This is a genomic window from Thalassospira sp. (assembly GCF_048059015.1).
In the GTDB taxonomy this organism is placed as follows: Bacteria; Pseudomonadota; Alphaproteobacteria; order Rhodospirillales; family Thalassospiraceae; genus Thalassospira.
In genome coordinates, this window is sequence record NZ_JBLLNT010000003.1 from 181,706 (window position 1) to 196,834 (window position 15,129).

The 15,129-nt window shown below is 52.2% G+C and carries 14 protein-coding genes; 10 read left to right on the plus strand and 4 right to left on the minus strand.

Annotated elements, in window-relative coordinates:
* The first annotated feature begins 39 nt into the window (after positions 1-39).
* The 5 genes from pcaQ (at position 40) to ACMZ66_RS04735 (ending at position 5,311) form a co-directional block, all read left to right on the plus strand.
* Positions 40-975 (plus strand): pca operon transcription factor PcaQ, encoded by a 936-nt coding sequence (gene pcaQ / locus ACMZ66_RS04715; protein ID WP_416934924.1) that lies wholly within the window; start codon positions 40-42, stop codon positions 973-975.
* Positions 976-1,210: 235 nt separating this feature from the next.
* Positions 1,211-2,242, plus strand: coding sequence for a TRAP transporter substrate-binding protein (locus ACMZ66_RS04720; protein WP_416934926.1), 1,032 nt, complete (start codon positions 1,211-1,213; stop codon positions 2,240-2,242).
* Positions 2,243-2,352: 110 nt separating this feature from the next.
* Entirely contained in the window at positions 2,353-2,850 is a 498-nt protein-coding gene (locus ACMZ66_RS04725; RefSeq protein ID WP_416934928.1) for a TRAP transporter small permease, read from the plus strand.
* Positions 2,843-4,234 (plus strand): TRAP transporter large permease, encoded by a 1,392-nt coding sequence (locus ACMZ66_RS04730; protein ID WP_416934930.1) that lies wholly within the window; start codon positions 2,843-2,845, stop codon positions 4,232-4,234. The genes ACMZ66_RS04725 and ACMZ66_RS04730 overlap by 8 nt, the downstream gene beginning before the upstream one ends.
* 120 nt (positions 4,235-4,354) lie before the next feature.
* Positions 4,355-5,311 carry a helix-turn-helix domain-containing protein gene (locus ACMZ66_RS04735; RefSeq protein WP_416934932.1) on the plus strand — a complete coding sequence of 319 codons (957 nt, stop codon included), beginning with the start codon at positions 4,355-4,357 and terminating at the stop codon, positions 5,309-5,311.
* Here ACMZ66_RS04735 and ACMZ66_RS04740 read toward each other — a convergent pair.
* The 4 genes from ACMZ66_RS04740 to ACMZ66_RS04755 all read right to left on the minus strand — a co-directional run bounded on the left by ACMZ66_RS04740 (position 5,308) and on the right by ACMZ66_RS04755 (position 8,540).
* The gene (locus ACMZ66_RS04740; RefSeq protein ID WP_416934934.1) at positions 5,308-5,796 is read right to left on the minus strand and encodes a GNAT family N-acetyltransferase; all 489 of its coding nucleotides are present in this window, start codon (positions 5,794-5,796) and stop codon (positions 5,308-5,310) included. The two genes, ACMZ66_RS04735 and ACMZ66_RS04740, sit on opposite strands and share 4 nt — an antisense overlap.
* A gap of 13 nt (positions 5,797-5,809) precedes the next feature.
* Positions 5,810-6,619: an ABC transporter permease gene (locus tag ACMZ66_RS04745; RefSeq protein ID WP_416934936.1), complete on the minus strand. Its 810-nt coding sequence runs from the start codon at positions 6,617-6,619 to the stop codon at positions 5,810-5,812.
* On the minus strand, positions 6,609-7,382 hold the full coding sequence (locus ACMZ66_RS04750) for an ABC transporter ATP-binding protein (protein ID WP_416934938.1): 774 nt from the start codon (positions 7,380-7,382) through the stop codon (positions 6,609-6,611). Before ACMZ66_RS04750 ends, ACMZ66_RS04745 begins: the two co-directional genes overlap by 11 nt.
* 96 nt (positions 7,383-7,478) lie before the next feature.
* A complete protein-coding gene (locus ACMZ66_RS04755) occupies positions 7,479-8,540 on the minus strand; it encodes an ABC transporter substrate-binding protein (protein ID WP_416934940.1) in 1,062 nt (353 codons plus the stop codon).
* A 370-nt stretch (positions 8,541-8,910) separates the two neighbouring features.
* Here ACMZ66_RS04755 and ACMZ66_RS04760 point away from each other — a divergent pair, with 370 nt between their 5' ends.
* From ACMZ66_RS04760 to ACMZ66_RS04780, 5 genes are all read left to right on the plus strand, one after another.
* Positions 8,911-10,155 (plus strand): TIGR03862 family flavoprotein, encoded by a 1,245-nt coding sequence (locus ACMZ66_RS04760; RefSeq protein ID WP_416934942.1) that lies wholly within the window; start codon positions 8,911-8,913, stop codon positions 10,153-10,155.
* 50 nt (positions 10,156-10,205) lie between these two features.
* Positions 10,206-11,786 (plus strand): AAA family ATPase, encoded by a 1,581-nt coding sequence (locus ACMZ66_RS04765; protein WP_416934944.1) that lies wholly within the window; start codon positions 10,206-10,208, stop codon positions 11,784-11,786.
* Positions 11,773-12,618: an HNH endonuclease gene (locus ACMZ66_RS04770; RefSeq protein ID WP_416934946.1), complete on the plus strand. Its 846-nt coding sequence runs from the start codon at positions 11,773-11,775 to the stop codon at positions 12,616-12,618. Before ACMZ66_RS04765 ends, ACMZ66_RS04770 begins: the two co-directional genes overlap by 14 nt.
* A gap of 71 nt (positions 12,619-12,689) precedes the next feature.
* Entirely contained in the window at positions 12,690-13,358 is a 669-nt protein-coding gene (locus ACMZ66_RS04775; protein ID WP_416934948.1) for a class I SAM-dependent DNA methyltransferase, read from the plus strand.
* A gap of 361 nt (positions 13,359-13,719) precedes the next feature.
* Positions 13,720-15,129, plus strand: a complete 1,410-nt coding sequence (locus ACMZ66_RS04780; protein WP_416934950.1) for an MFS transporter — start codon at positions 13,720-13,722, stop codon at positions 15,127-15,129.

A 15,129-nucleotide genomic window follows, 5' to 3' on the forward strand; every position in this document is an offset into this window, starting at 1 on the left:
ATTATAACTTTATTCTTCAACGTCGCGACGTAGGGAAGCATGCTTGATCAACGCATTAAATTCCGCCACCTGACCTGTTTTCTTGAGGTCGCGCGTCAGCGAAGTGTGGTCAAGGCGGCCGATACCTTATCTATTACCCAGCCCGCCGTTTCCAAAACCATCCGCGAACTTGAAGAACATCTTGATGCCCGTTTGTTTGATCGATCCAAACGCGGTGTCACCCTGACCGATTTTGGCAAAGTGTTCCTGCGCTATGCCGGGGCCAGTGTTACCGCCCTTCGCCAAGGGGTCGACAGCATCAGCCAGGTCCGCATGCAAGGCGGGCTTTCAATCAATCTTGGTGTCTTGCCGACTGTCGCCGCAAGCGTGATGCCCAATGCCATCCGCCATTTCAAAACGCTGAGCCCCGATACGACCGTAAAGGTCGTTGCAGGCCCAAACGTTATGTTGATGGGGCAATTGCGCGTTGGCGAGCTTGATCTGGTGGTTGGCAGGCTTGCCGAGCCCGATCAGATGTCGGGTCTTTCCTTCATCCATTTATATTCAGAGCATATCTCGCTCGTGGCGCGACCGGGGCATCCGCTGTTGGCCGACAAGAACCCGGACATTTCGCGTATTCGCGAATTCACTGTTCTGGTACCGCCCAAACACGCGATCATTCACCCGACTGTCGACAAAATGCTGATTGCACATGGCATTGGCGCCCTGCCCGACCGGATTGAAACCGTTTCGACATCGTTTGGCCGCGCCTTCACGCGCGAAACCGATGCGATCTGGATTATCTCGAACGGGGCTGTTGCATCCGACATTGCCGAGGGCCATCTGGTCGAATTACCAATTGATACAAGCGACACCTTTGGCCCAGTGGGTTTGACCACACGAATTGATTCCCCCATCTCCCCGCCGGTCGAAATGCTGATCAATGCAGTACGCGAAGAAGCATCGCGTCATCATGCCACCCATTCGGAGGGCTAATACATAATCGTTTGGTTATGCAAATGTGCTTACATATCATTATACATAACCATCACGTGCCTATTAGATTGGTTCCAATTCGGTATGGCAGAATTGCGCTAAACGCAGGCCATTCCAAAAAATAACAACAAAAACAATAACCAAGACTATTGGAAAACTTCGCACGCTAGATGCGCATCATGGCTGAAACGTTTGTCAGCGCAAAGATCGCGGCAAGACGTTCAAAGGAGGAAGAATGAAAACCATCACCAAATTGCTTGCTGGTGCTGCTGTCGCGACCATGGTGTCGTTCGGCGCACACGCGCAGGAAGTTACCCTGACCGTTCACCACTTCCTAGGCCCGAAAGCACCGGCTCAGTCGAAAATGATTGAACCGTGGGCAAAGAAAATCGAAGAAGAGTCAAACGGTCGTATCAAGTTTGAGATCTTCCCGTCCATGTCGCTCGGTGGTAACCCGCCTGAGCTGTATCGTCAGGTACGCGATGGCGTTGCCGATATCGTATGGACCCTTCCGGGTTACACCCCGGGCGTCTTCCCGCGCATCGAAGTCTTCGAACTTCCGGGTGTTCACCTTGGTGACGCACGCGCAACCAACCTTGCGATGTGGGACCTTAAGGACGAATTCGCCGAAGACCTTAAAGACATTCACCCGCTTGCCGTTCACGTGCATGCCGGTCAGGCAATCCACCTGACCGAAAAAGAAGTACGTACCGTGGATGACGTCAAAGGCCTTAAGCTCCGTACCCCGACCCGTACCGGTTCCTGGGTAATCGAAGCTTGGGGTGCAGAGCCGGTTGGCATGCCGGTTCCGGCACTGCCGCAGGCAATGTCGCTTGGCGTGGTTGATGGTGGTCTGGTACCGTTCGAAGTTGTTCCGCCGCTGAAACTGGCTGAACTGATTTCCTATTCTGTTGAAGGCGAAGGCGTAAATTCGCGCTTTGGCACCTCGACCTTCCTGTTCGCAATGAACAAGGACCGTTACGAGAGCCTGCCAGACGACCTTAAAGAAATCATCGACCGCAACTCCGGTCAGGATTTTGCTGCTGAAATCGGCGATGTCTTCAATGGCGTTGAAGAAGTCGGCAAGAAAATGGTCAACGAAGGCAAAGGCCAGGTTGTAACCCTGACCGCTGCTGAAAAAGCAACCTTCGACGATGCGGCTGCATCGGTTGTTGATCGCTGGATCGAAGAATCCAAATCTGCTGGCATCGACGGCGCGAAACTCGTTGAAGACGCCAAAGCCGCAGTAATGTCTCATACCAAGTAACTTCTCCAAGTTACTGGAAAATCTTGAAGGGTCACGTATCATGCCGGTGCGTGACCCTGTTTTTCCCGCAAGATTGCCCAGCTAGATTGCCCAGCTAGATTGATAGACATATGAAAAACGCGCTGTACAAGGCCGCATCATGGTTTGCCGTTATCGGTGGCCTGCTTGCCCTGCTGATTGCCGTTGTAACGATTGTCAACGTTACCGCCTTTGGTCTGGACAAACTTGCCCGACTGTTTGACGCCAACGTCCCTGCCATCATTGGCTATGAGGACTTTGTGAGCATGATCGTCAGTTCGGCCGCCTTGATGTTCTTCCCCTACTGCCAGGCACAACGCGGTCACGTGGCCGTCGATGTGTTCATCAAAATGTTTCCGGCCGGATTTGCCCGCGCGATTGACGTGATTTCAGGCATCTGCATGACCGGATTGGCGCTGTTCCTTGGTTATATGATGGTCAATGGCCTGATCGAGGTTCGTGGCGACAACACCCTTTCCGCAATTCTCGGATGGCAGATTTGGCCATTCTACGTGCCGGGCATCATTTCGATGTTCCTGTGGGCCGCGATTGCCGGAACTCAGATTTTCGAAAGAGAGGCCGATGTCTGAACGCGAATTGATCGGCCTTGGTGGCCTTGCTCTTCTCTTTGTCGTGCTTGCCCTGCGTGTTCCGGTTGGTCTGGCCATGGTCGGTGTGGGGATTGGCGGCAACTATGTGCTTAGCCTGTTCTTCCCGTTCCTGCGCTTTGACCCGTATCTGCAGCAGTTCAAATCCCTGTTTTACGGGATTGTGTCGAACTATGAACTCTCGGTCGTGCCGCTGTTTGTTTTGATGGGCTATCTTGCCAGCCAAGCAAATCTGTCACGCGATCTGTTTCAGGGTGTGAACGCGCTTCTGGGTCGTTTCCGTGGCGGTGTCGCCATGGCAGCCATTGGTGCATGCGCCGGTTTTGGCGCGGTCTGTGGATCGTCACTGGCGACCGCATCGACCATGGGTAAAGTTGCCCTTCCGGAACTCGATCGCCTGAAATATTCCCCGCGTCTGGCAACCGGCACGCTTGCCGCTGGTGGTACGCTTGGCATTCTGATCCCGCCATCTGTGGCACTGGTGATTTACGCCGTGACTGTTGAAGCATCGATCATTCAGATGTTCCAGGCAGCGATCATTCCGGGCCTGATTGCGGTTGCGTTCTTTATGGCCGTGATTGCCATTCAGGTCCGTCTGAACCCGTCATTGGCCCCAAAACCCGAACCGATGCCCGCTGCAGAACGCAAAGAAGCATTGCTGCGTCTGATCCCGGTGATGGTGATCTTTGGATCAATCATTCTCGGTCTTGGTGCGGGTCTGTTTACCCCGACCCCGGCGGCCGGTGTGGGTGTGTTTGCCATTCTGGTTTACGGCGCATATATGCGTTGGCGCGGCAAGGGTGGCCTGACCTGGGCTGGTCTTCGTCAGTCGCTTAAGGATACTGCGGTAACATCGTCGATGATCTTCTTCATCCTTTTGGGTGCGGAAATCCTCAAGGGCTTCTTTAGCCGCGCGAACCTTCCGGCCTATATGGCAGAAGCCGCAGCAGGCAGTGGTCTTGATCCGTGGCTGATCATGGTTCTGATGTTGCTTGCCCTGATCCTTCTGGGCTGCTTCATGGAAAGCCTTTCCATGATCGTGGTTGTGATCCCGTTCTTCTGGCCGGCCCTTGTTGATATCAATGGTGGCGACTGGGCGACAGCAGCAACCGCTGCCTATGGCATGGGGACCGAGGATCTTAAAATCTGGTTTGGTATCCTGGCACTCATTGTCGTGGAGTTAGGATTAATCACGCCGCCGGTTGGTTTGAACGTCTTTATCATCAACGCACTCGCCAAGGGTGTGCCGATGAGCCAGACCTTCCGCGGTGTCATGCCGTTCTTTGGCGCCGAGATCATCCGCATCCTGCTTCTGATCTTTGTGCCGATCCTGACATTGTTCGTGCCATCGGTGCTAGGCGGATAGCCGCCCGATCATAAAACATCAAAGCCCGCCATTCCCGATGGCGGGCTTTTCTTTTGATCGCATGGAAAACACGCTAAACTGCACTTATCAACAGCGTTACAAGAAACTGACAAAGCCCTGATGCGCAACAGCATTCCGATATACAAGCTTTACGGCGAACGCGATCCCAATCAGCGATCGGGCGCGAGCAATGGCTTTGATATCGACGGCATCGCATCAGATGGCAGCAGCGACCCACAGCCGATTACCGAACCGGAATTTTTCCATCTTGAAAGCATCCCGGAACGATCGCGCTTACATGACTTGCACATCAAACCGCACCGCCATACCAACCTGTTTCAGTTGCTGTATATCACCCATGGACAGGCGGAAATCAGCTTTGATGATCAGAATCTGACGATGCATACCGGACAACTGATCACGGTCCCGCCCGGTACCGTTCATGGTTTCAAATTCAGCGATGATATTGATGGCTGGGTGATTTCACTGACCGATTATCACCTTCAGGAAATCCTGAGCCCCGCCCCCAAACTGCTCGCGCGCCTTGATCACGCGATTTGCGTTGATAGCCGTACACAGGACGATGACAGCAGCACCAATCCGGTCGCATTCCTGATATCGCAACTGGCATCGGAATATTACGGCCATAGCACCGGTCGGCTGTTTGCCCTTCGCCATCTTTTGGGATTGCTTCTTTTGGATGTCGGGCGAAGTGCTCCGCAGGGCGATCCGGCACATCTATCGCGTCAGGAACAGAAAACCGCGAAATTCCGCAAATTCCAGATGATGGTTGAGACGTTTTATAAGCAGCATAAATCGCTTGAATTCTATGCCCGCGAAATCGGCGTCACCACCACACAGCTCAATCGCATCGCCAAGGATATCTATGGCATGACCGCAAGCGAGGTCTTGCAAAACCGCCTGATGCTAGAAGCCAAGCGCACCCTGATCTATACCGACATCGCCGTCCAACAAATCGCTGACGAGCTGGGCTTTCGCGATGCCGGGTATTTTTCACGCTTCTTTGCAAAAAGGGCGGGCCTTCCGCCCGCCCAATTCCGATCTGATCACCGCTAGGCTGTTTGCCCGCGCGATTGATCAAGCGTCAACCACATGCGGACCTGATCAACCACCCTACCCGATCTGGTTTTCCAGCCTTTGGCGATGAAAAGTTCCTCGCCAAAGCCAAGGCTGCGATAAAGGCCCATGGCGGTCTCATTACCATCAACGACGTTTAGCCAAAGTTTCTCATAGCTTGGCGTTTGTGCGCATTTCTCCGCCAGGGCCGCAAGCGACGCCTTGCCATATCCACGGCCGCGTTCAAACACGCCAAACTCGTCAAGTTTCGGGAATGTCGTTGCCATATCAAGCATATAGGCATAGGCAACCGCACGCCCATCCACCCGATAGACCCAAAGGGCCGCGTTTTCCGATCCGTTCAGGGCCGCTGCCAAATCCGCATCGGGCACGCGAGCGATCTGATCATAGAATGCTTCGTCTTCCATCATCGCAACAATGCGCGGAAGCTCATCCTCGCTCGGGATTTCCCAACTATTCGTCATCTTCAATTCCATCCTAACGCCAGCCCAGAAGCCAGCGATCCAACCGACCCAAAAGCCACGAAACACAAAGGCCCAACAGCGACAAAACCACCACACCGGCGATCAACTGATCGGTCTGATAAAGGTTACCAGCCGCCAGAATAAGCGCACCAATGCCGTACTGCGCACCAATCATTTCCGCTGCGATCAAAAGGATAATCGCGATCGAGGATGAAATGCGAAACCCTGACAGGATGGTCGGAAGTGCACCGGGCAGGATGATTTTGCGGATGACCGATGTCATTGGCATATCAAAGCTTTGGCCCATGCGGATCAGATTGCGCTGAACGTTATCGACCCCGCCAAAGGTATTGATAACCGTCGGGAAGAACACGCCAAAGGCAATGGTGGCAAATTTCGATGGTTCGCCAATGCCAAACCAGATGATGAAAAGCGGTAAAAGCGCAATTTTCGGGATCGGAAACAGGGCCGATACCAACGCCACACCGGGCGAGCGCGCCCATGTGAACATACCAACCAAAAATCCAACAATCAGGCCCGCCACGGTTCCCATGATCCAGCCACCGACAAGGCGCTGCAAAGATGCGCCAAGATGACGCCAAAGATCACCAGATACAATCAATTGCCAAAGCGCCTTGGCCACCGCAATCGGGCTTGGCATGGCAAGTTCGGAAATAAAGCCCGTACTTGATCCCAATTGCCAAAGGGCAATCACGACAACAAAGCTTGCCCATGCGGCAACCGGATTGGCCTTGGGGTTAAAGCCAGTCGCACGGAACCGGACCTTGTTCTCTGCCGCGTCATTTGAAACATCATGCGACATTTTCAAGCTCCTTATCCGCTGCAATCGCCTCATCCCGGATCAGGTTCCAAAGCGCTTGTTCGTGCGCAACAAGCTCTGCCATGCCCTCCTTGCGGTCCTTGATCGGGATATCGATGCTATGGATTTCCTTGATCGTGCCCGGACGTCGGCGCAATGCCACCACCCGATGGGCCAAACGCACCGCTTCATTCAGGTTATGGGTAACATAAACCGCCGTCATGCCAGTTCGGGCAAACAGATCGGCAAACTCGTCCAAAAGCAAAATACGCGTCTGCGCATCAAGGGCCGATAGCGGCTCATCCATCAACAACACGGCCGGTCGCACCGCAAGGGCACGCGCAATGCCAACGCGCTGTTTCATCCCGCCTGAGAGTTGTTTGGGGTAAGCATCGCGGAAATCGGACAGATTGGTTTGTTCCAGCACCTCGGCAATGCGGGCATCGCGTTCGGCTTTGCCAAGCGGATGATCTTCAAGCACAAGGCTGATATTGCCCGCAACCGTGCGCCATGGCAGCAATGCGAAATCCTGAAACACATATGTCAGCGGGTTCAGGCACCCTTCGGGCTTTGCCTGATCATCAATCAGGACCGCGCCCGAGCTTGGCTGCAACATACCGCCAATGATCGACAGCAACGTCGATTTCCCGCAGCCCGAAGGCCCGATCAGGGCAACGACCTCGCCCGGTTCAATCGCAAGATCAATGTCGCGCAATGCTTCGACCTGATCATAACGATGGCTGACATTTTGAATGGTAAGCCGCATGGCTCAACCCTTTGATAATTGGTAAGACTGGTGGCGAATTTTAAAAAGAAAACCGGGCCGAAGGTCTTCTCCGGCCCGGTCTGAAATCACGTGACCTTATTGACCCAGCGGGGCGATGAAGCTGGTATCAATAAAGCTGTCCGGGTTGGCATCACCCGATACATAACCGCGATCCTGATACCATTTGACCTGCGCCTTGACGTCTTCGACATCAAGCTTGCCTTCCTCGGTAATGAACATCGCGCCATTACGGATTTTCGGATAGGCCTTCTCGGCCGGGTCTTCGGCATAAACATATTTATGCACGATCTCGAGGATCTCGTTGGTGGTGTCGCTTTCAATCAGCTTGCCATTGGCATCGGTCGCCAAAAGCCCTGCGCGGTAATCCGCAACACCCTTCTGGTACGCGCGCACAAACTTCTCAACCACGTCGCGGCGCTCTTCAACATTACGGGTTGAGGTAAACAGACCGCCAACCTGATAAGGCACATAATCCTTTACCCAGCCGATAATATGCGCCGCACCGGCATTGGCCAGCGGCTTTGCAATATGGGGCACGATGATCATGCTATCGACCTGCCCGCTTTTAAGCGCGCCAATCATGTTGGGAACGGATTGAAGCGGTTTAAGCTCCATGGTTTCGATATCAACACCGGCCTTCTCGGCCACATTGCCAATCATGTAATGGAAGCTCGAACCCACCTGCGACAATGCAAAGCTGTGCCCGCCAAGCTTATCAACCGACGTCAAACCGGCTTCATATGCCTGGTTGGATGCCAGGATCGCCGACCCGTGATAGGCTTCGTCTTCATGAAGCTGCGCGCCAATCACTTTAAGCGCGCCCTTGCCCGCAAGGTTAAAGAACCCGCCGGTGAATGCCGTGACGCCAAAATCCGCATCGCCTGCTGCAATTGCAACCGCAACCGGCTGTGCCGCGCGGAAGAAGGTGATTTCTGCATCTAGCCCTTCGTCAGCGAAATAGCCCTTTTCCTTGGCAATAAACAGTGGCGAGCTTGAAACGAATGTCAGCGCAGCAATATTGATTTTCTCGGCCGCTTCGGCAACACCGACGCTCAAGACACTCGCGCCAAGGGCCAATCCCAAAACCGAACGACGGGCAGCATTACCAACCCCGCCCAGCCAATTACGTGAACGCATGTTTTCCTCCTAAGGTCTTCTTTTGCTTTGGTTATCCTTCCCCAAAGTGGTAGCCGAATTGCCGACAAATTGCCAATGTTTAGCGCCAAACACAGCAAAATTGGCGGGTTTTGCCCCAAGGACGCAACCAACGTGAAATGATCTTTCGCCTGATGGTGGAGCGATTGGCGTGAGGCTCCCGCTTTCGCGGGAATGACGGTGCGACCGTTTGCCGTTTGGTTCCGTCATCCCCGCGCAGAGCCTGTGCCCGCGAAGGCGGGTACGGGGATCTCATGCAACAAGCTCACCTACAAACCACCGCACAAATTGCCAAATCCCCCGGAACTGGCTAGAACCAAGAATATCATTTATCGCAATATTTCAGGCCCCAATGACCAAAACCACGCCGCAAACCTCCGCCGTTTCAAAACCCGCGCCGAATGGCAAAACCGCCATGGTGATCGGCGCTGGCCCGGCGGGTTTGATGGCGGCCGAACGGCTGGCCGTTGATGATTATGCGGTGACGATTTATGAAGGCATGCCAAGTGCCGGACGTAAATTCCTGATGGCCGGGAAATCGGGGCTGAACATTACCCATAGCGAAGATCTTGAAACCTTCCTGACCCGCTATGGCACATCGCGCGCCCGGCTTGAACCGCATCTGCGCAAATTCGGCCCTGATCAAATCCGGGAATGGTGTGCCGGGCTCGGCGTTGAAACCTTTGTCGGCTCCTCTGGCCGCGTTTTCCCGACCGCGATGAAGGCAAGCCCGCTTTTGCGCGCCTGGCTCAAACGCCTTGATGGCTTGGGCTGCACAATCCATTACCGCCATTACTGGACCGGCTGGAACGATGCGGATCACGCCATCTTCAAAACCCCGGATGGCGAAATCACGGCCAAGGCCGACATCACCATTCTCGCACTTGGCGGCGGCAGTTGGAAACGGCTGGGATCAGATGGCAAATGGATGGATATCCTTGTTGCCGCTGGCATCAAATGCAATCCGTTCCGCCCGGCCAATTGCGGGTTTGAGATGAACTGGACGGATCATCTGATCGATAAATGCGCCGGACAACCGGTCAAGGCCGTGACGCTTGCCTGCGGCACCCAAACCGTGCGCGGCGAATTCGTCATCTCCAAAACCGGGATCGAAGGAAGCGCAGTCTATGCCATCTCCGCAAAACTGCGTGATCAGTGGCTTGAAACCGGGGTTGGCATGCTGACCCTTGACCTCTGCCCCGACCGCACACTTGATGACGTCACCAATCGCCTCGCCAAACCGCGCGGCAAAAACTCGCTTGGCAATCACCTGCGCAAAACGCTTGGCCTTGATGCCACCAAGACAGCACTCATTTTTGAGGTAACCCCGCGCGAAACCCTGAACGATCCAGAAGCCCTCGCCACCGCAATCAAAACCCTGAAACTCCAAATCAAAAAGCCCCGCCCATTGGACGAGGCCATCAGCACCGCAGGCGGTGTCGCTTGGGAAGAACTGGATGAGAATTTCCAACTCATCAACCGCCCTGGCACCTATTGCCTTGGGGAGATGGTCGATTGGGAGGCGCCTACGGGTGGGTATTTGTTGACGGGAACACTGACTGTGAATACTATTTTAAGACACATGATGCCTAACTAAATCTACCCGATGAGATCAGTTTATCGAGCTTATTGCTCTAAAGGAATCCCATGCGCTTCAAAGTCGTGGATGACATCGCAAAGTTAGAAGAAAAAACTCAAGACACCTTCTACTTAGAAAAAGATTACTTCAATGACTGGTTTGTATTTGCGACGATGTACAGTCTGTTCTACTGCAGTAGTGATAACGAACTACATCACATAGGCAGCGTACGAATTGGAGAAAAAGGACTAGAAGAATCTCGAGATTATGAGGTTGGGAAGAGAAGCCCCACAATTGACAGTGAGTTCGATGAATTAGGGGATATTCACTTTTCCCTTGGCGTCGGCGAAGATTATTATGCCAGTATATCCGAAATAATTCCAGACATTCGTGAAGATTTACTGCGGAAGATCAACGATATTGCATTCAATACAGAACTATTAGAACAAAACAAAGACGAACCTTGCCTTAAGACATCTCTATTACGTAGCACTCCGTATAAAACCGTCCTTACTCGCCTACATAGATTAGCTCATGGCAATGCTGAACTAACCGACTTCGTATTTAGCTATGAATACCCAGAGATTGACGGGATACCGGTACCAACCCTGCAATTCGAAGTTCACCCAAACGCCCTCCCACCGACTAACGTCCAAGTTTTAATTGGGAGGAATGGTGTCGGTAAAACCACATTAATGAAACATTTTGTTGAAGCCTTACTTGGGCGAACAGCGCCAAACGGAGCCACTTCTGGCAAATTAAACTTTATCTCAGACGGCGGAAATTGGGGTTTTTCGGGGCTCACACTAATATCTTTCAGTGCATTCGACGATTTCCTACTTCGGCCAATGCCCGGAGATAAAATGCTAGCTGAACAAGTTAGTTTACATGGGGCAGACAGCGATGATCGCCCAATAATCAAGAACCTTGAACTACTCGCAGAGGATTTCGTGAGCAGCTTGCAAAAGTGCAAGTCTGACGTCCGAAAGAAAAGGTGGGAAAATTCTATAAAATTACTTGAAGACGACGATTTATTTGAAGAATCTAATATATCGTCTTTACTTCAAGACTTAGGCGACCAAGAAGATGACGGATGGCGAGAAAACTGCAAGAATGTGTTTAAGCGCCTAAGTTCTGGACATGCAATAACTCTTCTAACAATTACACGAATAGTGGAACTAGTAGACGAAAAAACGATTGTCTTAATTGACGAACCAGAGGCGCACTTACACCCCCCATTACTTTCTATATTTGTTCGATGCTTATCATCCCTGCTCAGCTCGAGAAATGGTGTGGCGATCATTGCTACACATTCGCCTGTAGTCCTCCAGGAGACTCCCCGCTCATGCGTTTGGAAATTGAGGCGAAACGGAAGGCTGACCGTGGCAGAAAGGCCCGAAATTGAGACATTCGGCGAAAACGTTGGGATATTAACCAGGGAAGTTTTTGCGCTACATGCAACCAACTCGGGCTTTATTCAAATACTTAGGAGTCTCGTTGATCAAAACCTGACTTATGACGAACTCATAGAAAAACTGGACGGCCAAATAGGCTATGAGGCACGTGCAATTTCGAGAAATTTGATCACAAAACGAGACACTGAGCAAAGCACCGAGCAAAGCACCGAGCAAAGCAATGAGACCGATTAACAAAGCTAGTATTGCACATTCAGATGTTTACTCCGCATGCTCAAAAAGTATCCGAGATCAGACAACATCAAGAAAACTGATTAACAATATTCCACTTACAGAGAAAACCCAAGTAGACTATGATAAGTTGGCGAAAAAATCCAATTTCTTAACCCACGTTAAGACCAACCAATACGGCAATCTGTCGAACGTAGAGTTGACAAAAATCTATCGGAATACTTTTATTAAGTCAGCAAAAACAAAGGATATTATCAGCACAATAAAAACCAGATCCCCTCACGGCATTTGTCCAATTTGCGGTGCAAATGCTGCAAAGACATTGGACCACTATCTTCCAGAGTCGATTTATACTCACCTAATTTTATTACCTGAAAATCTGATCCCTTGCTGTGGGGATTGCAACAAATACAAGTCCAGTCACACTCCGAAGTCATACGAACAACAAACATTGAATCCATACTACGACCATCACTATAATATTCGATGGCTACATGCTTCAATTCTTCCAACAAAACCTATAGTGTTTTCATTTAAGGCATTACCCCCACTCTCACTTGAAGAAAAACGAATTATTCGTATTGAACACCATTTTAAAAAATTTAAACTGGACGATACTCTTTCGATATTTGCATCCAATGAGCTAGGCACACGCAAATACGAACTTAAAAATACAAAAATCACATCTGGCGCAGATGGATTACGGAAAAGCTTATATGAATCTGCAGAAAGTGCAGCCCACCATCAAATAAATTCATGGCAAACTGCAGCATACGAAGCTATGGCGATGAGCGATTGGTTTATCCATCACGGAATAGATCAAGAAGAACCATAAGGCGAATACTTCGTATCATTCTGAACACACAAAGGACAATTGAACAATACTTGCGAAAGATGCTCCCCTAAATGGATACCATTGAGAACTCAGTCAATTCTGAGAATATTTCTGATAGCGCATCTGATCTGACCAAGATGACGGATGCCGATCCCAAGACGCTTGCGGCCTATTACGATCAGTGGGCGGAAAGCTATGATCGGGATTTGCCCAAGATGGGTTATGACGCGCCGGTCCGGGCAGCCGCGATCATGGTTGAGCAGGATGTAGCAGTTGATGCGCCTATTCTGGATGCCGGATGCGGCACGGGTTTGACCGGGCTTGAGCTTTCCAAAGCAGGCTATCGCGACATTACGGGCATTGATCTATCACTGGAATCCCTGCAGGCGGCAGAGGCCAAGGGCGTTTATCGCCATCTTAAGGTGCGTGATATGAACAAGCCGCTGGCCTTTGGTGATAATGGCTTTGGCGCGGTTCAGTGCATTGGCACCCTGACCTATGTGCGTGAGATCAAAAAGCTGTTTGCCGAGTTCTGCCGTGTGGTCAAACCGGGCGGGATCATCAGTTTCACCCAGCGGTGCGATTTATATGTCGGCGATTTTATTCGCGCACTGGATGCCACGACGCGGGCGCGTAAATGGGATCTGGTTTCGCATTCCGATCCGATGCCCTATCTGCCCAATCACGAAGATTTCGGTGCAGAAAAACGCATTTTCTATGACGTCTATCGCGTAAGATAGTCTGCGTATTTTCAATATCTTACCCGCCATCTCCATCGACAGACTTTAACCAGCTGCTTTCTCTTTGCGATCCATTCGCAAAAATATAGTTGACATGATCAACCAACTTGATGTAGTTGATATAGTCAACCAAATAAGACTAACCGCCGCATAGGCCAGACGCCCCAATTTCTGACCGTTGCGGCACCACCGGCCCCATCCAATTTGGATGTCGGCCCATCGCCCCAACCACAACTTCGTTTTTACGTCGTGCATTCGCCCCATTGTTCTTTGGCCTGTATGCCCCTGCGCGCCACCAATGCGCTTTGTGCCTTTGATCTTGCGTCCCTTGCGCCACCACCGTTTGAAAGCCTGTTGCCCCATGCCACGAGTTTTACGCGTTTCCCCAAAAATTTATCCTGACGGCCTGCCCGCCCCGCGCAGTTTCTTTGCCGCCGCCGCCGTTTTATTGACCATCATGATGGCTGTGCTGGATGGCACGATCATGAATGTCGCCCTTCCTATCATTGCCCAGGATCAGGGCGTTTCACCAGCCCATGCGATTTGGGTCGTGACGGCCTATCAGTTGGCGATTGTTGTCGCCCTTCTCCCGCTTTCAGCGCTTGGCGAAGCTATTGGCTTTCGCAAGGTTTACCTGAGCGGGATTGTGATCTTTGGCGTCGCATCGGCCCTTTGTGCCGTAGCCCCCAATATCGAGTTTTTGACGGCTGCGCGCGTTTTGCAGGGTCTGGGCGGTGCGGCATTGATGAGCATTAATGGTGCCGTCATGCGCCATATCTTCCCGCAGGCAAAGCTCGGCCGTGCGATTGGCTGGATCGCGATGACGGTATCGGTTTCTGCTGCTGGCGGTCCGACCATTGCATCGGCGATTTTGGCGGTATCAAGCTGGCACTGGCTGTTTTTGATCAATGTGCCGATTTCGGTTCTGGCCGTGATTGTTGGCTACTTTGCCCTGCCATTTAATGCACCAACCCGTACGCGGTTTGATTTCATCAGTGCGTTCCTCAATGTTTTGACATTCGGCGGGCTGATCGCGGCCCTTGGCAATGTCGGGACCGAGAGCAATCCGGTTCTGATCGCAAGCCAGTTTGGTGTGGCGATTGTTGCCGGTATTGCGCTGGTGCGTCGTCAGTTGTCCAAGGATCGGCCGATGTTGCCGCTTGATCTTTTGAAGTTACCGATCTTTTCCTGCTCCATCGGGTCATCGATCTTTGGTTTTTGTGGCCAGATGATTGCGTTCGTCACCCTGCCGTTCTATTTCCATGACGTGTTGGGTTATAGCGCAACGACGACCGGATTGCTGATGACGCCATGGCCCTTGGCAACTGCGATTGCCGCTCCGGTGGCCGGACGGTTGGCTGATAAATATTCGCCAATCCGCCTGACGGGCCTTGGCATGGCGGTGTTTGCCATCGGGCTCTATGGCGCAACCTTTGTCCCGGCAGAGGGAAGTTATATTGGCATTATCGCCGCCCTTGCCGTCTGCGGGATTGGTTTTGGCCTGTTTCAGGCGCCCAATAACCGCCTGCTTCTGACATCCGCCCCGCGTGATCGTTCGGGTGGTGCCAGCGGGCTTTTATCGACCGCACGCCTGACGGGTCAGTCAATTGGTGCGGCACTTGCCGCCATCATGATTGGCACGGGAAGCGGGTTTGAACTTGATACCATCATGATTGTCGCCAGTGGTGCCGCGATCATATCGGCCCTGATTTGCGAAGGCCGTCGCCATGCCCTTCGCAGCGGATTGATTGCCAGCCCGGCTGGCGTGTAA